The organism is Rhodopila sp. (assembly GCF_965276935.1).
Lineage (GTDB): Bacteria > Pseudomonadota > Alphaproteobacteria > Acetobacterales > Acetobacteraceae > Rhodopila.
This window is the reverse complement of record NZ_CBDIBS010000004.1, coordinates 883361-909197: the sequence shown is the minus strand read 5'-3', so window position 1 is coordinate 909197 and position 25837 is coordinate 883361. Positions and strand designations below refer to the sequence as shown.

Annotated in this window: 26 protein-coding genes; 19 read left to right on the top strand and 7 right to left on the bottom strand. The window is 61.7% G+C overall.

What is annotated here, in order from left to right:
* Positions 1–186 precede the first annotated feature (186 nt).
* Both ACQY4S_RS20480 and ACQY4S_RS20475 read left to right on the top strand, forming a co-directional pair.
* On the top strand, positions 187–1032 hold the full coding sequence (locus ACQY4S_RS20480) for a hypothetical protein (protein ID WP_428487050.1): 846 nt from the start codon (positions 187–189) through the stop codon (positions 1030–1032).
* Between the two features lie 138 nt (positions 1033–1170).
* Positions 1171–2619 carry a lipopolysaccharide biosynthesis protein gene (locus tag ACQY4S_RS20475; protein ID WP_428487049.1) on the top strand — a complete coding sequence of 483 codons (1449 nt, stop codon included), beginning with the start codon at positions 1171–1173 and terminating at the stop codon, positions 2617–2619.
* A gap of 245 nt (positions 2620–2864) precedes the next feature.
* Here ACQY4S_RS20475 and ACQY4S_RS20470 read toward each other — a convergent pair whose 3' ends face one another.
* From ACQY4S_RS20470 to ACQY4S_RS20460, 3 genes are all read right to left on the bottom strand, one after another.
* Entirely contained in the window at positions 2865–3059 is a 195-nt protein-coding gene (locus ACQY4S_RS20470; protein ID WP_428487048.1) for an SDR family NAD(P)-dependent oxidoreductase, read from the bottom strand.
* A gap of 32 nt (positions 3060–3091) precedes the next feature.
* Positions 3092–3301, bottom strand: coding sequence for a hypothetical protein (locus ACQY4S_RS20465; protein WP_428487047.1), 210 nt, complete (start codon positions 3299–3301; stop codon positions 3092–3094).
* Between the two features lie 128 nt (positions 3302–3429).
* The gene (locus ACQY4S_RS20460) at positions 3430–4461 is read right to left on the bottom strand and encodes an LLM class F420-dependent oxidoreductase (protein WP_428487046.1); all 1032 of its coding nucleotides are present in this window, start codon (positions 4459–4461) and stop codon (positions 3430–3432) included.
* A gap of 174 nt (positions 4462–4635) precedes the next feature.
* Between ACQY4S_RS20460 and ACQY4S_RS20455 the strand changes: the two genes are divergently transcribed.
* The 9 genes from ACQY4S_RS20455 to tnpC all read left to right on the top strand — a co-directional run bounded on the left by ACQY4S_RS20455 (position 4636) and on the right by tnpC (position 12790).
* Positions 4636–5787 (top strand): YncE family protein, encoded by a 1152-nt coding sequence (locus ACQY4S_RS20455; protein ID WP_428487045.1) that lies wholly within the window; start codon positions 4636–4638, stop codon positions 5785–5787.
* Between the two features lie 112 nt (positions 5788–5899).
* On the top strand, positions 5900–6844 hold the full coding sequence (locus tag ACQY4S_RS20450; RefSeq protein WP_428487044.1) for an NAD(P)-dependent oxidoreductase: 945 nt from the start codon (positions 5900–5902) through the stop codon (positions 6842–6844).
* Positions 6845–6864: 20 nt separating this feature from the next.
* Complete coding sequence (locus ACQY4S_RS20445) at positions 6865–7377, top strand: 3-phenylpropionate/cinnamic acid dioxygenase subunit beta (RefSeq protein WP_428487043.1); 513 nt, start codon at positions 6865–6867, stop codon at positions 7375–7377.
* 25 nt (positions 7378–7402) lie between these two features.
* Positions 7403–8800 carry an aromatic ring-hydroxylating dioxygenase subunit alpha gene (locus ACQY4S_RS20440; protein ID WP_428487042.1) on the top strand — a complete coding sequence of 466 codons (1398 nt, stop codon included), beginning with the start codon at positions 7403–7405 and terminating at the stop codon, positions 8798–8800.
* On the top strand, positions 8797–8997 hold the full coding sequence (locus ACQY4S_RS20435; RefSeq protein WP_428487041.1) for a hypothetical protein: 201 nt from the start codon (positions 8797–8799) through the stop codon (positions 8995–8997). The genes ACQY4S_RS20440 and ACQY4S_RS20435 overlap by 4 nt, the downstream gene beginning before the upstream one ends.
* 74 nt (positions 8998–9071) lie before the next feature.
* Positions 9072–9824 carry an alpha/beta fold hydrolase gene (locus ACQY4S_RS20430; protein WP_428487040.1) on the top strand — a complete coding sequence of 251 codons (753 nt, stop codon included), beginning with the start codon at positions 9072–9074 and terminating at the stop codon, positions 9822–9824.
* A 497-nt stretch (positions 9825–10321) separates the two neighbouring features.
* Positions 10322–10810 (top strand): IS66-like element accessory protein TnpA, encoded by a 489-nt coding sequence (tnpA, locus tag ACQY4S_RS20425; protein ID WP_428483619.1) that lies wholly within the window; start codon positions 10322–10324, stop codon positions 10808–10810.
* Positions 10807–11154 (top strand): IS66 family insertion sequence element accessory protein TnpB, encoded by a 348-nt coding sequence (tnpB, locus tag ACQY4S_RS20420; RefSeq protein ID WP_428483620.1) that lies wholly within the window; start codon positions 10807–10809, stop codon positions 11152–11154. The genes tnpA and tnpB overlap by 4 nt, the downstream gene beginning before the upstream one ends.
* A gap of 61 nt (positions 11155–11215) precedes the next feature.
* The gene (gene tnpC, locus ACQY4S_RS20415) at positions 11216–12790 is read left to right on the top strand and encodes an IS66 family transposase (RefSeq protein ID WP_428483621.1); all 1575 of its coding nucleotides are present in this window, start codon (positions 11216–11218) and stop codon (positions 12788–12790) included.
* 123 nt (positions 12791–12913) lie between these two features.
* Here tnpC and ACQY4S_RS20410 read toward each other — a convergent pair whose 3' ends face one another.
* The 3 genes from ACQY4S_RS20410 to ACQY4S_RS20400 are packed head-to-tail and all read right to left on the bottom strand — an operon-like array spanning position 12914 to position 15576.
* Positions 12914–14269 (bottom strand): IS701 family transposase, encoded by a 1356-nt coding sequence (locus ACQY4S_RS20410; RefSeq protein WP_428487039.1) that lies wholly within the window; start codon positions 14267–14269, stop codon positions 12914–12916.
* 25 nt (positions 14270–14294) lie between these two features.
* On the bottom strand, positions 14295–15041 hold the full coding sequence (locus ACQY4S_RS20405; RefSeq protein ID WP_428487038.1) for a hypothetical protein: 747 nt from the start codon (positions 15039–15041) through the stop codon (positions 14295–14297).
* Positions 15025–15576 (bottom strand): hypothetical protein, encoded by a 552-nt coding sequence (locus ACQY4S_RS20400; protein WP_428487037.1) that lies wholly within the window; start codon positions 15574–15576, stop codon positions 15025–15027. The genes ACQY4S_RS20405 and ACQY4S_RS20400 overlap by 17 nt, the downstream gene beginning before the upstream one ends.
* 135 nt (positions 15577–15711) lie before the next feature.
* Between ACQY4S_RS20400 and ACQY4S_RS20395 the strand changes: the two genes are divergently transcribed.
* Together ACQY4S_RS20395 and ACQY4S_RS20390 are read left to right on the top strand one after the other, a co-directional pair.
* A protein-coding gene (locus ACQY4S_RS20395) for an IS630 family transposase (RefSeq protein WP_428483280.1) occupies positions 15712–16654 on the top strand; the annotation gives its coding sequence in 2 pieces (ribosomal slippage) (positions 15712–16047 and positions 16049–16654; 942 coding nt in all).
* Between the two features lie 248 nt (positions 16655–16902).
* Positions 16903–17898: an amidohydrolase family protein gene (locus ACQY4S_RS20390; protein WP_428487036.1), complete on the top strand. Its 996-nt coding sequence runs from the start codon at positions 16903–16905 to the stop codon at positions 17896–17898.
* Positions 17899–17952: 54 nt separating this feature from the next.
* Here the strand turns inward: ACQY4S_RS20390 and ACQY4S_RS20385 are convergent, their stop codons facing one another.
* Positions 17953–18993, bottom strand: coding sequence for a 5-methyltetrahydropteroyltriglutamate--homocysteine methyltransferase (locus ACQY4S_RS20385; protein ID WP_428487035.1), 1041 nt, complete (start codon positions 18991–18993; stop codon positions 17953–17955).
* A gap of 180 nt (positions 18994–19173) precedes the next feature.
* Here ACQY4S_RS20385 and ACQY4S_RS20380 point away from each other — a divergent pair, with 180 nt between their 5' ends.
* The 6 genes from ACQY4S_RS20380 (at position 19174) to ACQY4S_RS20355 (ending at position 25735) form a co-directional block, all read left to right on the top strand.
* Complete coding sequence (locus tag ACQY4S_RS20380) at positions 19174–19479, top strand: GNAT family N-acetyltransferase (protein ID WP_428488466.1); 306 nt, start codon at positions 19174–19176, stop codon at positions 19477–19479.
* 847 nt (positions 19480–20326) lie between these two features.
* Entirely contained in the window at positions 20327–22627 is a 2301-nt protein-coding gene (locus tag ACQY4S_RS20375; protein WP_428487034.1) for a hypothetical protein, read from the top strand.
* Between the two features lie 237 nt (positions 22628–22864).
* Positions 22865–23584, top strand: coding sequence for a septum site-determining protein MinC (gene minC, locus ACQY4S_RS20370; RefSeq protein ID WP_428487033.1), 720 nt, complete (start codon positions 22865–22867; stop codon positions 23582–23584).
* 13 nt (positions 23585–23597) lie between these two features.
* Complete coding sequence (gene minD, locus ACQY4S_RS20365; protein WP_428487032.1) at positions 23598–24413, top strand: septum site-determining protein MinD; 816 nt, start codon at positions 23598–23600, stop codon at positions 24411–24413.
* Positions 24410–24706, top strand: coding sequence for a cell division topological specificity factor MinE (minE, locus tag ACQY4S_RS20360; protein WP_428487031.1), 297 nt, complete (start codon positions 24410–24412; stop codon positions 24704–24706). Before minD ends, minE begins: the two co-directional genes overlap by 4 nt.
* A 141-nt stretch (positions 24707–24847) precedes the next feature.
* Positions 24848–25735 carry a hypothetical protein gene (locus tag ACQY4S_RS20355; RefSeq protein WP_428487030.1) on the top strand — a complete coding sequence of 296 codons (888 nt, stop codon included), beginning with the start codon at positions 24848–24850 and terminating at the stop codon, positions 25733–25735.
* Positions 25736–25837 lie beyond the last annotated feature (102 nt).

Genomic DNA, 25837 nt, shown 5'->3' with positions numbered 1-25837 from the left:
TTGGCCTGATCGAACCTCGCCAGCTTTCACGTGGAAATGAGAAGTATGAACTGGCGGATAGCAACGCTGTGGAATTAAGATGTATAGCGATACGGGTTGAAGGCCGATTGCGCTTTCCCAGTGTTCAAGTCCAAGTGTATGATCATTGCAGGCAAATTCTTACGCTGCTGACAAATGAGGTTGTCAATGTTCTGGCCCCCTAACTTGCGTGTACTGGTGGATATTGTCGACGCCACGTCCATTATTACTCTGTTGATCTGGGTTTCGCTTGCTGTTGTCGCTGCAGTGACTCTCATCATGCGAATTGATCATGGTTTCCTCAAAGCCATCCGAGGATGCCTGCGGTATCGTCGCTTCTTCAAAGAGTTGCGCTTGCGATCGTGTGTTATTGATGCATTCTGTTGGGCGGCGAACCGAGTTTCTCATAACGATCACAAACAAAAGGTTTCATCCAGCTCAACAGAGCTTCGACAGTACGGACGTTGTGCTGACGACGGGTTTGCTGCTTGGGATGTTCTCCTACAGTCTCTTAATGCCGTTGTACGAAAGCAGGCCCGTCGGGAGTACCGCGTAGTTCCTGGTGAGGACCTCACTTTCGATTATCCACGCCGTTCCCACAGCTATATTCCCCATGGCCGGCAGAGACAGCGGCGCCTGGGTTCCCCCAAGCGCCCGTTGCACCACAGCCAGGTATCTCGGCAATGGGACACGAATTTCGGCCGGTTCCTCTCCCTGTCGGGCCATTGGTTCGACGCGCTGGCGGACCGCGAGCTGCAGGACGGCTTCCGACTTGGTATGCCGGAACCCGAGGGACAGCAGTACCGGTCGGTGACGCAGTCATACGTGACACCTTTTATCAATATCGGAAGGAAGGCGCGAACCAGACCGCGGTCGCAGACGTTGTTTGAGCAGCCCTGGCAGAGGCTGAGGTCGGACCGGCAGCGACCGCAGTGGTATAACGCCCGAAACTGGGCACATCCGCTGCGCCGCATCGCGCGGGTAATCAATGACCAGATGGCAGTCGCGGGCTAAAACGATTCCGCAGCCAGCAACCATCCGGCATCAGGATCGTTTGCCTTCGATAGTCATGACTGACGGTTGATAGCATCACGTGGATTGATGTCACTACCTGAAATCCTAGCAGTTTTTCCGCTCGCGAAGGAGCGTCGCGTGCGGCTGTTTTCCCGTCTGCGTGATCCCGAACTGAGCAATATTGTCATCTACGGTATCGCCACCGGCTTGGCCGCCGTGCTTATCCTGGTGCAGACGCGTGTGCTTTGGCGCGCATTGACGCCAGCCGATTTTGGCGTCTGGGCACTGCTCGATCCTGTCCTGATACCTGTCGCCTCAATCGTGTTGTTCGGCATTGACCATGCCATAGTCAAACAGCTCCGGGTCGATCACCTGCCGCTGCGCGTCGTCACCGGCAACCTGCTGGTGACGACACTGCCCGCTGCCGCACTCTGCCTGCTGGTGATCGGCATTATCTTCCATCTCAGTTTCCATTCGGGTTGGACGACGGCCCTGCTGCTGACGGTCGCAGGCGAGGCGCTAATGCTGATGATGCAGACCGCGTTCCGGGCAACTGGCGCGGTCCGTCTGTTCGCCGCCCTGCTGCTGTCGCGCAACCTGCTGTATCTCGTGCTGCTGCTCGGTATCCAGGCGAACAGCGGGATGGTATCGCTGTCGGTCGGGCTGGTGTTCCTGACGCGGGGCGGCTGCGTGATGCTGGTGGGTATGGCCGCCGTGGCGGCGCTGCGTCCTGTGCCGCGGATCGATTGGGCACGTTACCGCGACGCGCTGCACTACGGATTTCCGCTGCTGCTCACCACCGTCATCTATGCAGTAACCGACATGACGGACCGCTGGTTCCTGGCGGACTTCACTGGCGTCGTCGCGGTGGGCGTCTACGCGCTGCACCTGAAGGTCGCGGCGATCCTGTCCCAGGCGATTGTCATCCCCTTTGGCCTGTGGTTCCCGCCCGAGCGCTTCAAACGAATCAATGACGTCGACGAAGGCCGCAGCTTTTTCATAGCGACCGCGACGGTGTTGGCGCTGATCTGCGGCTATCTGTCGGGATGCGTCTGGCTGGCGCGTGATCTCGTGCTTTCACTGATCGCGCCGGGCATCGTGGCTTCACCGCTTATTCTGGCCTGCTGCCTTGCTGCCGTGACCTGCCTTGCGCTCAGCCATGCATTCAATGTCGGACTGCTTATGCCCGGCCATACCCGCAAGAACGCGATCTGCACCGTATATACCATAACCGCCACTGTGCTGGCCGCCGGCATCCTGGTGCCGCTGTTCGGCATGAACGGCGCAGCGGTAAGCCGCCTGTTCGGAGGCCTTGTGCTGGTAGGTGTGACGGCAGTGTGGTCCAATCGTGTTTTTCCGATCGCATTCCCGTTCGCCACAATCCTGGCCTATTTTGCTGCCTCGGCAGCCGCGGCTGCCGCCCTCAATCGTGCCGCGACCGGACATGGCCTAAAGGGACTTGCCGTTGCACTTGTCGCATGGACCGCGGTTACCCTACTTTTCGCGGCACTCTGGTGGACCCGACTGCGGCCAGCCCGCGGCGTACGGTCACGACCTTTCCGCCGCCAGTCTGGCCGTCAGGGCTGAAGAAAGCGGTCCACAATATAAGAAGGGCCGCTCCCAGCCTGATAACCCAGCGTAACATCGATCGTCAAACCGGTCACGAAGTCGGCATCTGAGAAGGCGAGAAAGCAGATAATCTTGGCCTGATCCGAGATCTCCCCCACCCGGCGGCCGCAGCGGCGTCGACTCGATCTGCGCCGCCTGCTGATCCGGAGACCGTTGGTTCCAGTCCGGCTCGATCCGCTCCATCAACGTCAGGCCAAGCGCGATCACATTGATGTTGATGCCAAATAGCCCCAATTCGAAGACAGCTTGCGGGTAAAGGCGATGATGCCGCCTTTCGCCGCGGCATAGGGGCTGCCGCTGCTGGCATTGGTTCCATGGCCGGCGATCGAGGCCAGGTTGACGATCTTGCCTGATTTACGCAGCTTGATCATCGGCACGACCGCATGGCTGAACAGCAACGCGCCTCCAGGTTGAAGGCGATGACGCGCTGCTAGTCATCCAGCGAATGCGCCTCGACCGTGGCGGATGACCTGGCAATGATCGTGCTGCCGGCAACCGCGTTCACCAGGATGTCAATACGGTCAAATCCCCGCACCGTGACATCGACGACGGCGTCCACCTGCTCCTGGTCCAGGGCCTCATATCGTTTCCCGTGTGCCCAATCGCCTAACCGCCCGACCGTCGCGTCCAGGCGTTCCAAATGATTATCGACCTACACGGCAAGTACACCTTCGGCGGCCGTGACCTCGCCGTGGCACGCCCGATGCCGCTGGCGGCGGCGGTGATCAGCGCGACCTTGTCCTTGAAGCGCACTGTCTCCTTCCGGTTTCAGTTCAGGCGAGCGGCCTGGGCCATCACCTCGATCGCTTCGGGCTGGCGGGATCGGACGGTCAGGCCGGTGGCACCAGAATCCTCCCAGGCCCGGAAACGGTCCCGAATGCGGACCGGCGGACCGACGAGCGACTTCATGTCCACCCACTCGTCCGGAACGGCGGCGATGGCTTCGTCCTTGCGATGCGCGAGATAGAGTTCCTGGATGCGGTCGGCTGCTTCGGCAAAACCGCGGCGGATCATCTGATCCTTGTGGAAGTTCTTGTCCGCGTGGCCCATGCCGCCGACATACAGCGCGACCTCGGGCTTCAGTTTCGCCAGTGCGGCTTTCACGTCGTCGGCGACTTCAACATGGACACTTGCCTGGATCTGGAAGTCTTTGGCGCTTCTACCACCCTTGCGGAAACCGGCGTCCAGCCAGGGTCCGTACTCCTTCATGCAGCCGGGCACGAAACCCATGGGCAGCCAGCCATCGGCGACCTCCGCCGTCAGCTTTACCGTCGATTCGTTGCCGGTGGCCAGGTAGATCGGGATGGCGGGGTTCATATGCAGAATGGATTTCAGCGGCTTGCCAACGCCGGCCGCGCCCTGGCCGGAGTAGGGCAGGCTGATCTCCCGCCCCTCATAAGTGACAGGCTCCTGGCGCTGGAAGATCTTGCGCATGATGGCGACATAATCTTTCAGGCGGTAATACGGCCGTCCCCACGGCTGTCCATACCAGCCTTCGACGATCTGTGGGCCGGAGACACCCAGACCGGCGATGAAGCGGCCGCCGCCGGCCAGCGCATCGAGGGTGCCGGCGCACATCGCCGCATTGGCGGGCGTGCGGGCGGCAAGTTGCATGATCCCGGTGCAAAGACGGATGCGTGTTGTTACCGCCGCCAGGAAGGCCAGTGGTGAGATAGCGTCCGATCCATATGCTTCGGCCGACCAGACTGAATCGTAGCCCAGTTCCTCGGCGCGCTGGACCAGCTTCACCGGCAGGTCCATGTGCGCCTTTGAGTAGCCGATCGACAGGCCAAGCTTCATGGCAAATAGGCGGCCATGCGGAACCGCGACGACTGATGTTTATAGAAGACATCGAATTTCATTGATCTTTCTCCTTACCATCACGGTTGCAGAGGCGACATTCAGCGTCAAGCTTGCGCCCTGCCCGGGCATCGCCTAGCGTGGCCGTAACGATAACACGAGGGGAGACGGACCATGATCGCACGAGCCGCGATTGTCGTGTCATGTGTGCTACTGGCGACGCCCGCCGTGGCCAGCAGGAACGACATCCTGATCGGATTGGACGAGAAGATCACCTATGACGCCAACGGCCAGGTAAATGGACCGGCCGGCAAGGATGCGGTGCTGGTGATGGATGTATCCAACCCCGCCAAACCCCGCATCCGCGCCTCCCTCCCGCTGACCAACTCGCTGCTCGGCCCGCCGACCAATCTGCAGATCACGCCTGACGGAAGGCTGGGACTGGTGGCGAACTCGGTGGTAATGAACCAGGACGGCAGCGCCTGGAAGAGCGCACCGGACAACAAGCTGTTCGTCATCGACCTGAACGCCAACCCGCCGAAGCTAGCCGATACGGTCACTGTGGGGATGCAGCCGTCAGGCCTGGCGATCTCCCACAAGGGTGATATGGCGCTGGTCGCGAACCGCGCCGGCAAGAGCGTCTCCGTGCTGTCGATCCAGGACGGCGTGGTGAAGTCCTTGGGCGACGTGCCGCTGGGGCAGGAGGCCGCGGCGGTGGTCATCGCCCCAGACGGCAAGCGCGCCTTCGTCTGCCTAAACCAAGTTAACAAGATCGGCGTGCTGAGCATCGACGGGCAGAAGGTCACTTATGATCCGGCCCTGGATGTTCCATCCGCGCTGAACCCTTACAACATCGATGTCACGCCGGACGGCAAATACGTCATCGCGTCCAACACCGGCGCGATGAAGAACAACGCCGACGCCGAGGTGGTGATCGAGGCAACCGGCGCGCATCCGCACGTAATCAATCTGATGACACCGGGCAATGGGCCCGAAGGCTTCGCGATCGCGCCAAACGGCAAGTCGGTCGCCGCCCCGCTGTTGCAGGGGTCCGGCGCGAAGGGCAGCGACTGGTTCAAGACTAAATACGGAGAACTGGTCCTGATGGCGATTGGCCCGGACGGCAAGTTGGCACCGACCGGCGACGCCAAGCTGGGTGCACTGCCGGAGGGCATCGCCTACAGCGCAAACAGTGCCTATATCTACGTTGGAAACTTCATCGACAAGACGATGCAGGTGTTCCGAGTCAGCAACAGCAAGCTGGTGCCGATCGCAATCGTTACGCTGCCTGGTTCGCCGGCGTCGATGCGGGGTGTGGCACGGTAGCGATGTTGTCCTCTCCGGTGTGCTTCCGCGCAAGGATTTTCACAGGTTGCTGGAGCGGCCTTCGGCTTGCCGAAACCACCACTCCCGCTTGTCATCCATGACCGATCAGCCGATGATCGATCTCCGACGGGAAAGCGACAACACCATGCGAATTGGCTTTGTCGGCATTGGGACGATGGGCTCCCCGATCGCGGAGTGCCTGATCCGCGCCGGTCATTCGCTGTCGGTTTATGACCGCCGTTCGGAGGCTACCGGGGTCGTGTGTGCGCAAGGTGCTGTACGTACCGACAGCGCCTGCCTCGCGGCGCATGACAACGAGGTAGTGTTCACGTCGCTTCCCGGCCCCGTGGAATTTGAGGCGGCGATGCTGGAACCACGGACCGGCATCCTCGCCGGCCTGCGACCAGGTGCCGTCCATATCGATCTGACCACCAACGCGCCGAAGACTGTCGCTCGCATCGGCGAAGCCTGCCGGTCGCGTGGGGTCGAACTGGTCGATGCGCCGGTCAGCGGCCGCCCGCCGGCGATGACCGTGATGATCGGCGCCAGCGACGCCGCTTTCGCCAAATACCGGCCGTTGTTCGATATTATCGCCGCCAATGTCTTCCATGTCGGGCCAAGCGGTACCGGGGCGACCGCCAAACTGGTGACGCAGTACCTTGGCTACACCAACTTCATTGCTTCGATCGAGGGAATGCTCGTCGCGGCCAGGGCCGGGATCGACCTCGACATCCTGGCCGAAATCGTGCCTGTCAGCGCCGGGCAAAGCCGCACCTTCGACAACATTGCACTTGGGGTGTTTTCTGGCAGCTTTGCCGCAGGCGGCACACTCGACATCGTCGCCAAGGATATCGAGCTCGCCTGTCAGCTCGCCCGTGACGTCGGCGCGCCGGCGACACTGGGCGCGCTTGCCTCGGATATCTACAAGCGCGCTCAGGCGCTCGGCTGGGGGCAGGAAGGCTTCCCGATCGTCGCCCGCGTGCTCGAAGCGATGGCCGGAACCGAATTGCGCCGAAGGGAATTAGCCCCAGGGAATGCAAAGGGAGGTAAGCAGTGAGCGATCGTGTCGCCGTACTGATGCTGGCCCAGGAGATCGCCGGGTTTCTTTATGCTGAGGCGGAATTGCTCGATGAGCGGCGGCACGACGAATGGCTGGCCCTGCTGGCCGAGGACATTCGCTATTGGATGCCGATGCGGCGCAACGTCAAATATGGCGACACCACCCGTGAATTCACTCGCGAGACCGAGGACATCAGCTGGTTTGATGAGGGCAAGGACACGCTTACGCGCCGGGTGCGCCAGATCCAGACTGGGATCCATTGGGCGGAGGAGCCGCCATCGCGAATCACTCACATGGTGTCGAACGTGCAGTTGCTTGGAGTGACGCCCGATGCCAGCACGCCGCGGGAGGTCAAAGTTAAATCCCGGTTCCTGATTTACCGCAACCGTGTCGAGACCGAGACAGACCTGCTCATTGGCAAGCGCGAGGACACGCTGCGCCGAACCGGTGACGGCTGGCTGATCGCTCGGCGGAAGATCATCCTCGATCAGAATGTGTTGTTGACGAAGAACCTGACGTTTTTCTTTTAGCTTGATCGGAGGCAAGGCGATGCCGATGAACGCGACGCGGGGTTTTCATCCCGGCCTTGTCGATCTCGCCACAGGGCGTATCAGCCGCGAGATTTTCGTCAATGACGACATTTATGCCGAGGAGCAGGAGCGTATCTTTGCCCGTTCCTGGCTGTTTGTTGGGCATGAAAGTCAGATCGCCAAACCTGGCGATTTCTTCGTCTCGCGCATGGGCGAGGAGTCGGTCATCCTATGCCGCGACCGTGGCGGCGCGGTGCATGTCTTCCTCAATTCGTGCCGCCATCGCGGCATGAAGGTTTGCCGTTACGATGATGGTAACACTGCGGTCTTTACCTGCCCCTATCACGGCTGGAGTTACGGCACCGATGGCGCGCTAGTCGGGGTGCCGTTCTTCCGGGAGGCTTATCATTCCGAACTCGATAAGTCAAAATTCGGCCTCGTCGAGGTCGCGCAGCTATGCTGCTACAAGGGCACTGTATGGGCCAACTGGGATGCCTCGGCGCCTCCGTTTCTCGAATATCTTGGCGAATTCCGGCGCTTCCTCGATCTGATCCTTGACGGCTGGGATGGGCGGGAAGGCCAGGCGGAACTGCTGGGCGGCGTGCAGAAGTGGATCATCCCGTGCAACTGGAAGTTTCCGGCCGAGAATTTCAGCGGCGATACATACCACAACATCTCGCATCGCTCAGTCGATCTGGTCGGCGCGGGGCCTAGCGGGCACAGCCGGCGCGACTACAACGAGTTTAACACAAGCCGCAAGCTGCACGTCGCCCTTCCCGATCGCGGACACCAGACGATCACCTACATGCTGCCCAAGGATCATCAACCGCAGGCCGCCTATCAGAATTCGCCCGAGGTCGCCGAGTATTTCCGCCATTGCGAGGAGGAGCGGCGGCGTCGTCCAAACGCCAACAGCCGGCTGCTCGGCGCGCCCGGCGAGATCTTTCCCAATGTGGCGCTACTTCCTCGGCAGCCGCGCACGCTGGCGGTGTGGCACCCGAAAAGCGCGCACGAAACCGAAGTGTGGCGCTTCTTCTTCGTCGACCGCGACGCGCCGAAACAGGTCAAGAACTTCCTGCGCGATTACTACATCCGCTACTCAGGGCCAGCGGGCATGACCGAGCAGGACGACATGGAGAACTGGAACTACGCCCATGCCGCCAGCCGCGGCACGATCGCGCGCCGCTACCCCTACACCTACGAGATGGGGATGGGCCACGCGGTCGAGAATTATGAGTGGGATGGACTGGAAATGCCAGGCCGGGTCGTCGACCTGAGTAAGGCGCAGGCGAGCGAGGAGCCGATGCGCAACCTCTATCGCCGCTGGGCCCAGTTCATGCAGGCCAATAGCTGGGACGAGCTGATGCCGTGGCGCCGCACCGCGTCGCGCGAGGTCCCAACAGAAGCCCAGGCGGCGAAATGAGCGATCCGATCAACATCCGCGCGCTCGCCGTCGGCACGCGGGTGATGCTGGCTACGGGCGCCGAGGTCGAGATCATCTCCAATCCGGAAGATGGCGTATGGCTCTTCGCCCGCTATCTGTCATCGTCTGACGATGCCGCGTTGGTTGGGCAGGAAGACATGATCTTTGCCCAGGATGTCGTCGATGTCCGATCATAGTAATTGTCGGCCGGCGCGGCAGACGTTCGCACTGCACCGGTATGCATGACATCACGTTAGAAGGAGGAAATGCCATGCCGATCTATGAACAAGGCGCCGTCCGCATCTACTATGAAGAGACTGGCTCCGGCTTTCCTCTGCTACTCATCCCCGGTGGGGGCTTGAACTCGACAATTCCTTTCGTCACCGAAAAAGGGCCGTTCAACGCGATCGAGGAATTCAGACACGAGTACCGCTGCATCACTATGGACCTGCGCAACGCCAACGGCGGCCAGTCCTCCGGCCCGCTCGAAATCGACCGGCCCTGGGACGCCCACGCCGATGATCAACTTGGCCTGATGGATCATCTTGGCATCGAGAAATTCCTGGTAGTGGGCTTCTGCATCGGCGGTCCCTTCATCTGGAACCTGTTGCGGCGCGCACCCGGGCGGATCGTCGCCGCCGTGCTGGCGCAGCCCAGCGGAGCCCGTCCGGAGATGCCCGACCTTATCTACAACAACAACATCGACGGCTGGGGCCCGGAGTTGTGCGCCCGCCGGCCCAACATTACGATGGCGATGGTCGACGCCTTCCTGAACAGGATGTACCGCTCCAACCCCGACTTCGTCTTCACCGTGACGCGCGATTTCGTGTGCGGCTGCCAGACGCCCATACTGATCCTGCCGGACGATGTCCCCGCGCACCCGTACGCCGTGGCCATGGAGTCCGCGCGTCTGGCGCCGAACGCTCAGGTGAGCCTGTATCCCTGGAAGGAACCCAGGGATCTGATTCCCCTGGCGGTGCGGCACGTTCGGACATTCCTGCGGGCGCATCAAACAGCCCGCTAAGGCAGAGGTGGCCGATGTCGCGCCGCGCTCCAATGGGCTGGCTGCGTGATTTCACCTCCGTCGGAATGTTGAGAGGAATTCCCATGAGCACGGTGACCGTTCGCCTTCTCGACGACACCTGCGAGCGCCTCAAGCACCTCGCCGCCTCACGTGGCATCAGCCTCAACAAGCTGATGGGAGACGCTCGGCACGGCCGCGATCGCGGCGCACGACGCCGAAACCCGGTCCCGCGCCAGGGCCACTGGCGCGGATCGGTGAACGTGCGCTGGGCGTCCTGGAACGGCTTGACGCTCTCGATCGCGCAAAGCTTCCTGAGGAGGATGCGATGTTGGGGCCAAAGCCGCCACCGCATTGGACTTGGGAAGCCTACCTGGATTGGGAGGCTAGTCAGCCGTTCTGTTACAAGCTTCCTGAATTGGGTCTCGAGTCTAATGCGCAGTAAGCGTCGCGTTCGGCCCACCTGGCGCTGACGGCTGAAAATGTGATGGGTTTGTCTCATGGAGACGAACGCGAACCCAGCCGCGATGCCTGCGGCGCCAAAGAGCGCTCATACGAGCAGTCATAAGAGCGCTCGCACGCCGCCGGTCGAGTTGATTACCCGCGGTGAGCGGCGCCGACGCTGGACGGTTGAGCAGAAGCAGACGATCGCGGCGCAGAGCCTGGCGCCTGGTGCGTCACCGACCGAGGTGGCGCGTCAGCACGGCATCGGCACCGGTCAACTTTATAGCTGGCGACAGGCCTTGCTGGCGGCGCAGCCGAGTGTCGCGGCGCCGATGCTTGGACGCTTTGCCCGGGTTGAAGTGGCGGCTGGCAGGACAATGCCGCACGTCGAAGGCAGCATGATCCCGGCGCCGACGCCACCCCCTACATCGGCCCAACCGGCCGGTCTGATCGAGATCGTTCTGCCGAACGGCACGACGTTGCGTGTGGACGCGCAAGTCGATCCCCGTGCCTTGCGACGCGTGCTGTCGGCGCTGCGCGGATGATCAGCTTGCCATTGGGTGCGCGGGTGTGGCTGGCCTGCGGGCACACCGATATGCGCAAAGGGATGGATGGCTTGGCGATGCTGGCCCAGCAGGTGCTGGCGGAGGACCCGTTCAGCGGCGCCTTGTTCGCCTTCCGCGGCAAGCGCGGTAGTCTGGTCAAGCTGCTTTGGTATGATGGTCAGGGCCTGTGCCTGTTCAGCAAACGGCTGGAGAAGGGCCACTTCGTGTGGCCGGTGACGACCACTGGGCGGGTGTCGCTGACGGCTGCACAGGTGTCGATGCTGCTGGAAGGGATTGACTGGCGGATGCCGCAGCGGGTGCGCCGCCCGGAACTGGCAGGCTGAGCGCGGCGGCTCACGCAGGATTCATTGGCGCCGCTTTGCGCCGATACTCCAGCCTCCGAGCGTGTTCACCGCTCCCACCGCTCTACCCGGCGATCCGGCGACGTTGCAGCTGATCCTGCGCGCCGCGCTGGCCGAGATCGAGCGGCTGCAACTGCTAATCGCCGGCCTGCAACGCAATCGGTTTGGCCGCCGGTCCGAGCAGTTGGACGACGAGACATTGCAGCATGGACTGGAAGACCTGGAGCAATCCCTGGCCGAGCAGGCAGCCGGGTTGGAAGCGGCGATACCGCCGCCAGCGGTGGCGGCGTCGGATGCCGAACCAGTGGCGCGTCCGATAAAGCCGCCGCAGCGCAACCGCGGCGCGTTGCCGGCACATCTGCCGCGGGTTGAGGTCGTTATCGATGTCGAAGACAAGGCGTGTCCCTGCTGCGGCGGCACGCTGCATCCGATCGGTGAGGATCGGGCGGAGATGCTGGATTACGTTCCTGCCCAATTGCGGGTGCGGGTGATCCGCCGTCCGCGCTATGGCTGCCGGGCCTGCGAGCAAGCCGTCGTGCAGGCGCCCGCCCCGGAGCGGCCGATCGATGGTGGCATGGCCACCGAGGCGCTGCTGGCGCATGTGCTGGTCAACAAATATGCCGATCATCTGCCGCTGTATCGCCAGTCGCAGATCTTCGCCCGTCAGGGTGTGACGCTGGATCGTTCGACGTTATGCAACTGGGTGGGCCGGGCCTGCTGGTGGCTGGCCCCGCTGCACGAACTGATGCTGAGCACGGTACTGTCGTCGCCCAAAGTGTTTGCCGATGATACCACTTTGCCGGTGCTCGACCCCGGCCGGGGACGCACCAAGACCGGACGGTTATGGTGCTATGCCGTCGACAATCGCTCCTGGCAGGGGCCGGGCCATTCCGCCGCGGCTTACGTCTACAGCGAAGACCGCAAGGCGGATCATCCGGCGGTGCATCTAAAGGGATTCCGTGGTCTGCTCCAGGTCGATGGTTATGCCGGGTTCGGCCGCCTGGTCACGGCGATCCCGGACGGCGCAACCCAACTGGCTTTCTGTTGGGCTCATACACGCCGAAAGTTTTACGACATCCATATCGCTACCAAATCACCGCTCGCCGAAGAGGCACTGCGGCAGATTGCGGCTCTTTATGCGATCGAGGCCAACATTCGCGGCCAGTCCGCCGACGAACGCCGCCAGGCACGGCAACAGCACAGCCGCCCGCTTGTTGCGGCCATGTACATCTGGCTGAACGAGCAACTTGGCCGCATATCGGGTCGCTCCGCCCTGGCACAGGCGATCCGTTATGCGCTCAACCATTGGGGCGGGTTAATTCTGTTCCTCGACGACGGCCGCATCGAGTTGGATACCAACACGGTCGAGCGCGCCATGCGTCCGGTTGCCCTCGGACGCAAGAATGCGTTGTTCGCCGGAGCCGATAGCGGTGGGCGGCATTGGGCCATCGTCGCCACGTTGATCCAGACGGCGAAGCTGAATGACGTCGATCCCATGGCGTGGTTGACCGATATGCTCGAACGCATCGTGTCAGGCCGCACCAAGCAGAACCAACTACGCAGCCTGCTGCCGTGGATTTGGAAGAATCCTGATCCAGTTGGTGTCAACACGGGATAGCATCAAAACACCAGTGGAGTTGGCACGACGCTTACAATGCGCAAACGTCTCGAAGACATTCAGGATCAGTGTTTCCAAGTGACTGGCGACCATATTAGTTCGACTTTGGCCATTTGGCGGCGCTCATGCGGCGTTGCAGAGCGCGTAGGTCATGCCTTCGCGTAGTGCCTTGGAGAGTTTTTGACTGTCTACCCTGGACCGTGACATCGAAAAACCCTGTGCGGCCCAAATTTCACGGCGCACGGCGGCAAGCGTATCGGCGAACGTAGGACGTTGCTTGCGGTACCACGCGGCGGTTGAGACGACCAAGCGAGCCCGCTTGGTTAGGCGCGTGCCCAGCAACGTGACGATGGAGAACAGCGCCAGCAGGCACGGCGTGGTGCGGGCGATCGCCTGATCGGACCATTGGCGCTGGGTCTCGACACCGAGGTGATCCCGCGTCTCGCGAAATGTCACCTCCAGCGCCCAGCGCCGGACGAACCAGCCGATGATGGCGTACGGATCACGCGCGGGATCGGTGCACAGCAGCGCCTGTGGCTCGAAGGCGCCGTCGGGATCGCGCAGCATTACCCAGCGGATCGGCAGCACCGGCTGCCCGGCATGATACCACACGGCGCTGTCCGAGCAGACCTCCAGGCAGCGCTCGGTGTTGCCATACCAGCCTGAGACAGAGATCGATTGCCACTTGGTGTTGGGATCTTGCAGTCTCTGGGTCAACGTTGGTAGCCGGGCGCCCTTCTTGCGTGGTCGCCCTTTGGCGCCCGCCTCGCGCGGTGGGGCAGGCGCATACAAAGCCGCATCCAGGCGCAGGCGGGTGATGCAGATCAGACTTTGGCGCGTCAGCGCGCCCAGCAAATCGAGCGCGGCAAAACTGCTGTCGCCGACCAGCACAATCGTCCGCTTCGGTAGCCAGCGCCGCGCTTGCACGGCCACCTGACGGGTCCAGTCTGTTAGTTTCTTATGCCGTTGGTTGTGCGTGCGGCAAAAGCGTTCCGAGGGCGCCAGCACGGTCAGGAATGGCAAACCCCAAACCCGCTGTGCCCAGGGCACAGGCGCCAGCACCATCAGGCTGAGCCAGCGCAAGCCGCTGGTCTTGACGAAGAACGACTTCGATGAGCGGACCGGATCACGGTAGATGCCTTTGGCGCTGATCCGCTTGCCACGCCGCCGCTCGATCGTGTCATCCACCCCCAGCACGATTGGACCATGTGAAACGAAGCGGTTGATCAGTAGACCTAACAGCAGGCGTGCCCCATGCCGGCTGTTCCAGACCGCACGGTTGAGCACACGGTGGTAGTTGACGAAATGTCGCTCCCGACGCAACCCGATGATCCGCAGCAGGCTGCTCACCGTGCGCCGGCCCGGCGCCAGCATCGCACCGAGCCACAGCAATTGAGCATGGCGCCAGGTACGATGCTGCACAAACACAGGGGCAAATGCTAAAATGATGGCGGCGAAGCGGGGCGGCAGGCAAAGCATGACGGCATCTCCCGGCAGGGATGCCTCATTCTATGCCTCCATCCGCTCCGCCACCCAAGCCGCCGACATCTCCCGCCAAATGGCCAAAGTCGAATTTAGGTCCAACTTTAAGGCTGTTAGGATGTCCGCAGCCATTCCGCAGTTTGAGAGCTTTTACTAGTTCCTCCTTGGCGTTCTTTCCCAGTACGCCAATTGCGGCCAATCTGTCGAAAAAGTCCGCCTCGCCCATGCGCGTCAGGCCGTCCTGGTTGACTGCGGCCTTCCATTTCGAATTCACCTTTATGGCCTCGGAGTTGAACGTGGCCAGATGATTGGCGACAACTTGTTTATACAAAACGTCCACCGCGGCAATCCACGACATGACTATGGCTGAGCGATAAAGCGCTGTTTCATGGCATTCGATAGCTTCTTCTACGAACGCGCTCGTCGTCTTATTCTTGATCTTCGAGAGGTGGGAGCGAAGATCTGACGCCACTTTGACAGCCGCTGGGCTGAGTGAACTCACCCCTAGATTGCGCAGATGGTTCTTGCCCGCGTCAGTCAATTCCCAACCAGCAGGCACCCTGATGGCCAACCCACTGCTGCGAGCCAGAATGGAGGAAGCGTTCCACTTCTTGGGCAGCTTGAACCCAGCCAGCGCAGCCTGCTTGCATAGGTTCGCGATGCTACACGGATGGTCGAAGATACAAAGAATTAGGAGCAGCTTATCAAGCGGCTTGAGGTCGCGGTGAAGCCACGCCTTGAGTGCTGCGAGATCAAGCAAGCTGGGCAACCAAACTCTCATGCTCTGCCGCTGTGAGCGAGTACACGCCGTCGCTGATCTGGTTGAACTTCGACCCCAGCAAAGACTGCAATATCTTGGTCAAGTTTCCCTGCATCGGCTTTTTGTAGTGCATTGTTGCCTTCTTCATCGTGTCGTGTAGTTCATTACGAGTGAAGCTTTTATTGGTTTCAGAGATTTGTAATGAAGCCGCAGCCGCCACCGCAAGGTCAGGCCCCGTTTTTACCTTCAGTTTGTTCGCGATGCTTGCGATATGAAGCGTCTGCGCAGGCGTTGGCGGAGCGCTCTTTCCATCAGCCACAAAGGTCTCCGGCGCAGGCGTATGCTGCTCTGACTCGCGTAGCACTGGTAACTTGAACAGAGTCTCTATGTGCGAAAACAGGCCCTTGATGTCGCTGACTGAAAGCCCGGCTTCACCCTCATACTCGAATTCAACGGGACCAGCCTTAATCCGCACGCTCGACGGCATTTGTTTCCTCTTCGCTCTTGCGACCTCGATAACAGGATGAAAACGAAGAGTCATCATATTTTCGTCTTTTTGCTCGTAACAGCGTCGTCTTTTTAGAGCATGATCGTTTTAAGTTGACTCCTGCGTGAGTAGGGGTTCCGGCGCGGCCTAAAATCTGATCCAAGCTGTGGGCTGGGTCGGAGGCCAGCATGGATGGGTGCTCCTTACACGTTGGATTTGCGAGAACGCGCTGTCGCGGCATTCCGCTCAGGCAGGAGCCGGCTTGAGACGGCGACCCTCTTCCAGGTCAGTGAGTCGTCTGTGCAGCGGTGGTCGCGGCTGGATCGACAGAAGGGCAGCGTGGCGGCGCAGGGGCTGGGTGGTCATCGGCCCTTCGCACTGGCCAACGAACGCGACAGGATTATCGAACGGATTGCGCAACAGCCGGATCTGCCGTTGCGCGCACTGCTCGCTGAGTTGCAAGACCGTGGCATCACGGTGAGCTATTTTGCTGTCTGGAACATCGTTGACCGCGCTGGTCTCAGCTTTAAAAAAAAGCCTGCACGCCAGCGAGCAGGATCGTCCCAATGTTGCCCGTCGGCGCCTGCAATGGCAAAAGCGGCAGGATAAAGTTGATCCCAGACGGCTTGTTTTTGTAGACGAAACCTGGACGAAGACGAACATGACCCCGATCCGGGGGCGGTGCCCGGTCGGCCAGCGTCTGCTCGCCAAGGTGCCGCATGGTCATCGCCAGACGCAAACCTTCGTTGCCGCCCTGCGATGCGACGGCATTCATGCGCCATGCCTGCTCGATCAGCCGATGAACGCGATCAGTTTTCGCGCCTATGTCGAGCAGTTCCTGGTGCCGACGTTACGACCGGGCGACGTTGTGATCATGGATAATCTGAGCAGTCACAAGGGCCCTGTCATCCGCAAGGCAATCCGGACAGCGGGTGCAAAGCTGATTTTCCTGCCACCCTATAGTCCCGACCTCAACCCGATCGAGCAGGTGTTCGCCAAACTCAAAACCCTGCTGCGCAAGGCCAACGCCCGCACCATCGACGCAGTGATCGAAGCGATCGCCAAGCTCCTCGACGAGTATACCGTCGAAGAATGCGCCAATTACCTCGTCAACTCCGGCTACGGGTCAACCTAAAACGATCATGCTCTAAGGATTAAAGCCGAGGCGCATCGCTGAAGTCTGTTTGTCTCACCGGGTGGATGCCCGCTTCAGCAACACGCGTCCCGGCCGAACGGCGGCTGAGGGGAGAAACAGCCAGCCTCCTTGGGGTACCTCCGAACCCTGAGGCACCGATGCGAGAAACGGCACTTGGCTCAATTGCCGCATAGCCCCCATGCCCCTAACATGCGACCCTCCCGCCCGGCCTATGGGAGGAAACCCACATGCGCATCGTTGCCCTCGAAGAACACTTCACCGTCCCCCGTATCGTCTCCGGCATCGCCCGCGACGCCATTGCCCGCCGCGGCTTCCCTGGCCCTGGCTTCGTTTGGTCGCAGACCACCAAACGTAACGAACTCGCCGACCTCGGCGATGCGCGGCTCGCGGACATGGACGCCAGCGGCATCACCGCGCAGGTGCTCTCGGTCGCCGGTCCAGGCGCCGACCTCGTCCCCGGCCAAGCCGGCATCGACCTCGCCCGCGCCTACAACGACGCACTGGCCGAGGCCTGCGCCCGCCACCCCGCCCGCTACCGCGGCTTCGCCCACCTGCCGATGCTCGCGCCCAAGGCGGCGGCGGACGAACTGGAACACACAGTCAAGGACCTCGGCTTCCACGGCGTGCTGGTGAACGGCGCCACCGACGGCCACTTCCTCGACGACGCTGCCTTCGAGCCAATCCTCGCGCGGGCGGAAAAACTTGACCTGCCGATCTACCTCCACCCCGGCATCCCGACACAGCCGGTGCGGAACGCCTACTACGACCGCCTGCCGGGCAATTTCAGCTTCACCCTGGCACTGGCCGCCTGGGGCTGGCACGCCGAGACCGCCATCCACACGCTCCGCCTCGTGCTCAGCGGCGCCCTCGACCGCCATCCCGGACTGAAGATCGTCATCGGCCACATGGGCGAGGCGCTGCCCTTCATGCTGGACCGCATCGACGAAACCACCGCCGCCGAAGCCAAGACCCACCTGAGGCGCTCGGTGCGGCAGACGATCCTCGATCACGTGTGGATCACCACCAGCGGGTTCTTCACCATGGTCCCGTTCTTGGCGGCGCTGACGGCGTTCGGCGTGGACCGCATCCTGTTCTCGGTCGACTACCCGTTCGCCTCGAACGCACGCGCCCGAGTGTTCCTGGACTCGCTGCCGGTCTCACCGGCCGACCGCCTGAAAATTGCCCATGGTAACGCGGATCGTTTGCTGCGGCTGGCAAGCTGAGACTGTGCCCGCTCGTCCGTTGCGCCAGATTGCCGACTGAAAACATCGCGGGGATCATCCGGCCAGCTCCCGCCGGACGATCGCGGCCCCCTCGGCCAGCGCCTTCAGCTTGCCAAAGGCTGTCTGACGCGGCAGGTATTTCATCCCGCAATCCGGCGCCGGCACCAGCCGTTCGGCGTCCACGAACCGCAGCCCGGCCCGGATGCGCGCCGCGACAGCCGCCGCCGTTTCCACCGCCGGATCGTTCAGGTCCAGCACGCCCAGCATGATCGTCTTGCCGGCCAGATCCCGCAGCACCCCCAGATCAAGCCGGGGCTGCGCCGCCTCGATGGAGATCTGCTGCGCCGTGGTGTCGCCCAGTTCAGCCAGGAAGCTGTAGCCGCTGGGTTTGTCCGCCATCACCGCGGCATAGCCGAAACAGACGTGCACGACGGTCGGGCCTTCGATCCCCTCCAGCGCCCGGTTGATTGCCCGCACGCCGTAACGCGCCGCCTGGTCCGGCGCCTGCCGCACCCATGGCTCGTCCAGTTGCACGACGTCCACGCCGGTGGCTTTCAGTGCGCGCAGTTCCGCGTTCACCGCTTCGGCGTAGGCCATCGCGAGTTCTTCCTCGTCCGTGTAGAAGTCATTCTGCACCTGGCGCGACAGCGTGAACGGCCCCGGCAGCGTGATCTTTGTCGCCCGATCCGTGTTCCGCCGCAGGAACGCCATGCCCCGAGTCTCCACCTCCGCCACCCAGCCGATAGGTCCGACCACGCGCGGCACCTTCGTCACCCGGCCGGAATGGGTGCGCAGTTCACCCGGCCGATCGGCGTCGATGCCATCCAGCGCCAGGGCGAAACGGCTGGAATAGCTTTCCCGCCGAATTTCACCGTCGGTGACGATATCGATCCCGGCCTGCTCCATTGAGCGGATCGCCAGGATGGTAGCGTCATCCTGCGCCTGTTCCAGCAACGTACCCGATACCCGCCACATGTCATGTGCGTGGACACGGGGCACGCCGTGCTGATGCAGGGTGACGCGATCCACCAGCCAGTCCGGCTGCGGGTAGCTGCCGACGACGGTGGTGGGTAGAAGATGCGTGGGATAGGGCATCGGCTTGAACCTCCACCAAAAGCGTAGGCCGGTTGCGTCCTTCGGACCATCGGGAAAGTGTCGGGCATTCGAGGTGCTATGATAGAAGGGATGAATACGGACAACACCCAACTGATGTTCGCGACCGCCGATTATGTGGACGAGATCGCGGATCTGTAGCTTGCCTCGCGTGCCGATGCACTGCCTTTCCTGCCGCGATTACACAGCGATGAGAAGGTGCATGCCTGGCTTACCGACACCGTCACACGGCGGTGCCGGATGTGGGTCGCTCGCCGGGATGGCCGGTTGATCGGCTTTGTTGCACTGGACGGTGATGAGCGAGACCAGCTCTACGTATTGCCGGGATACTACCGGCAGGGTGTTGGTTCGCGGCTGCTCGCGTTGGCCAAGCAGGAGAGTTCAGGACAACTGCGTCTGTTTACCTTTCAGCGCAACACAGTGCCCGGGTCTTCTATGAAGCGCATGGATTCTGGATGGCAAAGCTGAACGACGGGTCGCGTAATGAGGAGCGCGAGCCGGACATGGAATACGAGTGGACCAGGCGACTCTAAGTTGCCCGGATGTCAATCAGGCCATCAATGACGGCTCAGCGGCTCCGCAATTTTCTTGGTCAGCACGTCGAGCGGCCAGCCAAGTTGAACTGCTGGAAGATCCTCGTGGTACACCCCCGTCAGTCGCGCAGCGCCTTGCCGCGCAATCAGGGTTAACACCAATACCATCGCTGGTAATCATGCCGCCGGTCGGGCTGTGTCAGGCCCAGCAAGGTAGATTTTCCGGCACCAGACTGTGCAATGATGCCGACCATCTCATTGTCGGCATGGGTCATGGAGGCGTTCGCCACGGCAAGGTTGTCACCAAAGCAGCGGCTGAAATCAACGGATTGCAGCAAAGGCCCGTTTGGTAGAAACGTGGCTTCGTGTAGGCCATAAGCACCCAATGTGCCCGCAATAGCAGCGAATGGTAGAGGCGTTGGGTGATGTTTTCATGACTCCGGCGGCGGTTAGCGCATAAACGTGACAAGAATACGACCGTACATTGCGGAATTCTGCTTGGAGGAATGCAGACGAACTTGCACTAAACACATAAAAGCAATAAAATATTAATTATATCACTGAAAATAGAGATATGGCTGCAATTAGTTACAATAAAAAAACTATTTTAGCAGGATATAGCTCTTAGAGTTCTAAAATCCTCCGACTGAACCGGCTTCGGGTTATGTAATGATTGCCAAATTGGCCCATGGCACCTTTTAAGCGCCGCATTTTCGCTTTGACCATCTTCACGAATTCGTGACCACTGCCGCCATCGATCAACATTCGAGGGTTAAGCGGCGATGAGCGGCAGTCAGACGTCTACCTCAGGTTCGGCAATCACCGCCGGAAACTGGATTACACAGACCATAAACGGCATGCAGTATGACGTGCTTCTACCGGCCAATTACAATCCAAATATCAAATATCCAACGGTGCTCTATTTGCATCAGCTTGATCTCGGGACCGTGCCGAGCGTTCTGCTGCCAGAGGTGAACCCATGGTTCAACAGCACGGCGTTCCGCACCGACTACCCCGCGATCATTGTCATGCCGCTGCTCGACCAGACCGCGGATCCGTCCGGCAACACCATCAACTTTGGTGGGGTCAGCACCGCAGACACCGCCGGTGAGGACAACGCAATCGCCGCGCTGAAGCAAGTCATGGCGACCTATGCGACGGACGCATCCCGGATCTATGTCACTGGCAACAGCCTCGGTGGCATCGGCACCGAGGACATGATCATCAAATATAATGCCTACACCGGCACCGAAGGAAAAATCTTCGCCGCCGCGCTTTCGCTGGCGGGCTCGGATTACGGCCAGGGCTACCCGCAGCCGAACGCCTCGGTCGTCGCCGCGCTGAAGAACGTGCCGTTCTGGGCCATCCATGGCGGACAAGACACCACCGTTCCGCTTGCCTGGGACCAGAACCTGTATGCAGCCGAACAGGCGAACGGCGGCGACATGATTTACACTCAGAACAACAGCCTGGGTCACGATGTGTGGGACACGTACTACCCTAAGGACGGCCCCGGATCGCCGCTTGGCTGGCTGTTCAGCCAGTCCACTGCGGGTTCGTCCGCGACGCCGCCGGCTTCTCCATCACCTAACGACACGGTGGTGCTAGGTGGCTCCAGCGCCGCGATCACTGACGCGAGCGGCAACGCCTGGACGATCACCAGCGGTGCCCAGGTCGCGGTCAATGGCATTGCCGATGCCACCACGGCCGGCGTCACGGAACTGGCCTATGTCGGCGGCACGGTCTGGCAGGAGAACGGCAGCAAGCTGTGGTGGGGCAAGACCACGCCGGACGTGGCTTGGTCGCCGAATAATGGTACGACCGTCAGCCCCCTGCCGGCGCCGCCGAAGCCATCGCCAAACGATACGGTCGTGCTGGCCGGATCCAGCGCCGCGATCAGCGACGCCAGCGGCAACCTGTGGACGATCAGCAGTGATGCGCAGGTCGCAGTCAACGGTGTCGCCGATGCCACCACGGCCGGTGTCACGGAATTGGCCTATGTCGGCGGCACGGTCTGGCAGGAGAACGGCAGCAAGCTGTGGTGGGGCAAGACCACGCCGGACGCGGCTTGGTCGCCGAACAATGGTACCGCCGTTAGCCCGCTGCCGGCGCCGCCGAAGCCATCGCCCAACGATACAGTCGTTCTGGCCGGGTCCAGCGCCGCGATCACCGATGCCAGCGGCAACGCCTGGACGATCACCAGCGGTGCCCAGGTCGCGGTCAACGGCATCGCCGATGCCACGACCGGCGGTGTCACCGAACTCGCCTACGTCGGCGGCACGCTCTGGCAGGAAAACGCCAGCAAGCTGTGGTGGGGCAAGACCACGCCGGCGGCGGCCTGGTCGCCGAACAACGGCACCGCCGCCAGTCCGCTGCCGGTGGTCGCATCGCCGAACGACTCGGTGGTGTATGCCGGCACGACAACCGCTCTGACCGACGCCGCCGGGAACCTGTGGACGATCACCAGCGGTGGCACGGTCTCGCTGAATGGCGCGTCCGATGCGACGACGGCGAACGTGACGGAACTCGCCTATGTCAACAGGGCGATCTGGCAGCAGAACAGTGCCGGCCTCTGGTGGGACAAGACAAGTCCGACCGCGGCCTGGTCGCCCACCGCGGGAACCAGCGCCAGTCCGCTGCCGGCGCCCATCATCATCGCCGCAGGCACCGCCAGCACGACGGTCGGCCAAAGCCAGGTGTCGGTCATCGCGGCATCCGGCAACCACATGCTGTTCATCAGCGGCAGCGGCGACACGGTCAGCCTGACCGGGGGGACCGACACCGTCACCGACACGGGCAGCGGCAACGTCTACGTCCTGCCGCGGGCGGGCAACGGCTCGGACACCTTCACCAGCGACATCCTGACCGGCAGCGACAGGCTCGATCTTCGCAGCACGCTTGCGGCGACCAACTGGAACGGCCTGTCATCCACGCTGTCGTCGTATCTGTCCGTTACTGACATGGCGCACGGCGCGACGCTGTCGGTCGCCGCGACCCCGGGCGGAGCGGCGGCGGCCGTCGCGACCATCGACGGCGCCACCACCGCCAGCCTGACAACGCTGCTGGAGCACATGATGACCTGACCGGCGCGCGCCGCCGCCGGGGTAGCGCCTGGCGGCGTTTCGGCTAGGGAATGATGCTTCAATCAGGGCAGAATTCCATGACGGGCTGTCCACGGCCCGCTGCCTCCCACCAATTGGGTTGGCGCTTGAAGCAAACCACAAGACCTGGGGTTTGATGGCGCGTATTATCCACATCATTCTATGGATGCATGTGGTTTTCTCGTTGACCGGCCGCTGGTCAAGCGATAGGTCGAAACCGTGACAACATCCGAGACCACCCCGCTTATCCGCCTGCGCGGCCGCTCCATCATGGCCCTGGTGCTCGCGCCTGAGTTGCCGCTGCAAACTTGGCTCTCCGCATTAGATGCGCAAATGGAACGGTCACCCAATTTCTTCGACGCACGCCCTGTCGTGCTCGACCTGGGAGCGGTCCCGCGCGAGCAGCAGGGCGTCACCGAGTTCATTCAGCTTCTGGAACAGCGCGGCATCCGCATCATCGGCACCGAGGGCGCGCATTCATCCTGGCCAGGGATCGAGGCCTGGGGGCGCCCGCTGCCGGCCAATGCCAGACCTGGCCGGCCGGTCGAGATCCCGGGTGAAACGTCTGGCAAGCCAGTTGCGCCATCGGCATCGGCCCCCAACGGTGAATCCAATGCACTGGTGATCGACCAGCCGATCCGCTCCGGCCAATCCGTCCTGTTTGAACGCGGGGACATCACCGTTCTCGGCTCGGTCGCCTCCGGCGCCGAGGTCATGGCAGGCGGATCGGTGCATGTCTACGGCACGTTGCGGGGTCGCGCCATCGCCGGATTGGGCGGCCATCCGGGTGCACGGATCTTCTGCCGCAAGTTGCAGGCGGAGCTGCTGGCGATCGACGGGGTCTACCAGACGGCTGACGACATGCCCGCCATTGCGGTGGGAAAGCCGGTGCAGGTCTGGCTGGAGAACGAGCAGATGAACATTTCTGTGTTAGAATAAAAGGGGAACGCGGATGGGCAAGGTCCTGGTGGTGACGTCCGGCAAGGGCGGGGTTGGCAAGACCACCTCCACCGCCGCGCTGGGGGCCGCGCTGGCGCGGGGCGGCGAGAATGTCGTGGTCATTGATTTCGACGTCGGACTGCGTAATTTGGACCTGGTGATGGGCGCCGAACGCCGTGTCGTGTTCGACCTGATCAATGTCGTTCAGGGCGACGCCAAGCTGTCGCAGGCGCTGATCCGCGACAAGCGTATGGACACCCTGTCGCTGCTGCCGGCGTCGCAGACCCGCGACAAGGATTCGCTCACCACCGAAGGCGTCGACAAGGTCATCGCCGAACTGCGGGAGAAGTTTGACTGGGTGGTTTGCGACAGCCCGGCCGGCATCGAGCGCGGCGCGCTGCTGGCGATGCGCAACGCCGACCTCGCGGTGGTGGTGACCAATCCCGAAGTGTCCTCCGTGCGGGACTCGGACCGCATCATTGGCATGCTGGATTCGAAAACTCTGAAGGCGGAAAAGGGGGAGCGGATCACCAAGTACCTGTTGGTCACCCGCTACGATCCGATGCGCGCTGCGCGCAACGAGATGCTGAAGACCGAGGACGTGCTGGAAATCCTGTCGATCCCGCTACTTGGCATTATTCCAGAATCCGAAGAAGTTCTCAAGGCGTCCAACATCGGCTCCCCGGTCACCCTGAACAACCCTGATAGCGCCCCCGCCCGCGCTTATTTCGACGCGGCGAGGCGGTTGAAGGGCGAGACTGTCGATGTCGTTGTTCCAATGCAACGAAAAGGCATTATCGGACGCCTGTTTGGGAGGAGAGTCGCATGAACCTGTTGGACGTCTTCCGCAAACGCAGCACCGCGCCGATCGCGCGCGACCGGCTGCAGATCCTGCTGGCGCACGAACGCAGCGTCATCGGATCGTCTGACCTGATGGCGACATTGCGGGAGGAGATCCTGCAGGTCATCGGCAGGCATGTATCGGTGGACCAGGACGCGGTGCAGATCAAGATGGACCGTGGCGCCAAGGTTTCCATGCTGGAGATCGATGTCGAAGTGCCGCTGAACGCGGCGAAGTTGGTGCGGCCTGCGGCCGGCCCGGGGCTGACGGCGGCGGTTTAGGACTGCCGCCGCGATCATAGCGAAAGCGGCACCGGGCTATCACAGGTCAAGGAGTTCGCCTCGACGTCGTGCGGCGCGGGTGCTGGCGGAATCTGTCGGCGCAGGTCCATGGTTTCGGTCTCCAAGGACCTTTGATAGATCATGGAGCCAAGCCTCACCAACGGCCGTAGACGTGACAGCCAATTAGATTTTGTATTGCAGGAACATTGGCGCTTGACGATGGATGGGTGCTCAAAACCCAAATCTTGCATAAGCGAATTGACACGCTTGTTGCAGCGTCATACGGTAGCGTTCTTGGTCATGCAGGCGAATGGCCGCATCTGGTCCCAGGAACGCGAAAGCGCAACAGCGCGTGACGTATCGACAGGAGATAGCTTGCGCAAGTGTGTCGGGTGTAGGCTCTGCGTGATTATCGTTGCTTTATTGGCTATTACCTCGACGGCTGCGAAAGCAAACGTCATTCAGAACGGCAACTTTGAGACCGGCAGCTTCGCTTCCTGGCAATCGAATGGACATGTAGCGACTGCCTCTGTGCCGTATTTTGGTGCGGGCGGCGTCGCTCAGGACGGCCACTACGTCGCCGTCTTCAACGCTGGGGAGACCACGCCAAACGGTCAATTGTGGCAAAGCTTCGTCACTCAAGCAAGGACTGCCTATACAGTCAGCTTCAATTACGGCGAAACAACTGCGGGTGACGGATCGCTGCAAAGCATCACGGCCTCCGCCCTGAATGGAGCCACCCTTGGTGGCGCTCTGCTGAACAACACCGCGGCCACCGCGCCGAACAACGCTAGCGGCTTGTTGAGCAACTTTCAGTTTAACTTCTTCGCCAATAGCACTCAGACAACCTTGTTGTTCGCGGATACTACAAACAACCACACCGTTTCCCTTGACGGCGTTCTCGACAACGTTTCGGTGACTACCAGTGTTGTTTCTGAGCCCGCCTCGTTGGCCATCCTGGGCGTTAGCTTAGTCGGGGTGCGTCTCCTGCGTCGGACACAGCCAGGAAAACAACACGATCTTGACTGATTGCGGCGGCGGTCGAAACAACGCCGCTGATCCTGGCCTGCTGTCGCGGACCGGCTCACGCACCGAGCAAATGGTTATAGCGCTCTGGCACAACACGTCTCG

Excerpts from the sequence above, each read along its gene's own strand:
- ACQY4S_RS20480 (WP_428487050.1), top strand. The coding sequence starts at position 187 with ATGTTCTGGCCCCCTAACTTGCGTGTACTGGTGGATATTGTCGACGCC.
- ACQY4S_RS20460 (WP_428487046.1), bottom strand. The coding sequence starts at position 4,461 with ATGAAGCTTGGCCTGTCGATCGGCTACTCAAAGGCGCACATGGACCTG.
- ACQY4S_RS20455 (WP_428487045.1), top strand. The coding sequence starts at position 4,636 with ATGATCGCACGAGCCGCGATTGTCGTGTCATGTGTGCTACTGGCGACG.
- ACQY4S_RS20450 (WP_428487044.1), top strand. The coding sequence starts at position 5,900 with ATGATCGATCTCCGACGGGAAAGCGACAACACCATGCGAATTGGCTTT.
- ACQY4S_RS20445 (WP_428487043.1), top strand. The coding sequence starts at position 6,865 with ATGCTGGCCCAGGAGATCGCCGGGTTTCTTTATGCTGAGGCGGAATTG.
- ACQY4S_RS20440 (WP_428487042.1), top strand. The coding sequence starts at position 7,403 with ATGAACGCGACGCGGGGTTTTCATCCCGGCCTTGTCGATCTCGCCACA.
- ACQY4S_RS20435 (WP_428487041.1), top strand. The coding sequence starts at position 8,797 with ATGAGCGATCCGATCAACATCCGCGCGCTCGCCGTCGGCACGCGGGTG.
- ACQY4S_RS20430 (WP_428487040.1), top strand. The coding sequence starts at position 9,072 with ATGCCGATCTATGAACAAGGCGCCGTCCGCATCTACTATGAAGAGACT.
- tnpA (WP_428483619.1), top strand. The coding sequence starts at position 10,322 with ATGGAGACGAACGCGAACCCAGCCGCGATGCCTGCGGCGCCAAAGAGC.
- tnpB (WP_428483620.1), top strand. The coding sequence starts at position 10,807 with ATGATCAGCTTGCCATTGGGTGCGCGGGTGTGGCTGGCCTGCGGGCAC.
- ACQY4S_RS20410 (WP_428487039.1), bottom strand. The coding sequence starts at position 14,269 with ATGCTTTGCCTGCCGCCCCGCTTCGCCGCCATCATTTTAGCATTTGCC.
- ACQY4S_RS20400 (WP_428487037.1), bottom strand. The coding sequence starts at position 15,576 with ATGATGACTCTTCGTTTTCATCCTGTTATCGAGGTCGCAAGAGCGAAG.
- ACQY4S_RS20390 (WP_428487036.1), top strand. The coding sequence starts at position 16,903 with ATGCGCATCGTTGCCCTCGAAGAACACTTCACCGTCCCCCGTATCGTC.
- ACQY4S_RS20385 (WP_428487035.1), bottom strand. The coding sequence starts at position 18,993 with ATGCCCTATCCCACGCATCTTCTACCCACCACCGTCGTCGGCAGCTAC.
- ACQY4S_RS20375 (WP_428487034.1), top strand. The coding sequence starts at position 20,327 with ATGAGCGGCAGTCAGACGTCTACCTCAGGTTCGGCAATCACCGCCGGA.
- minD (WP_428487032.1), top strand. The coding sequence starts at position 23,598 with ATGGGCAAGGTCCTGGTGGTGACGTCCGGCAAGGGCGGGGTTGGCAAG.
- minE (WP_428487031.1), top strand. The coding sequence starts at position 24,410 with ATGAACCTGTTGGACGTCTTCCGCAAACGCAGCACCGCGCCGATCGCG.
- ACQY4S_RS20355 (WP_428487030.1), top strand. The coding sequence starts at position 24,848 with ATGGAGCCAAGCCTCACCAACGGCCGTAGACGTGACAGCCAATTAGAT.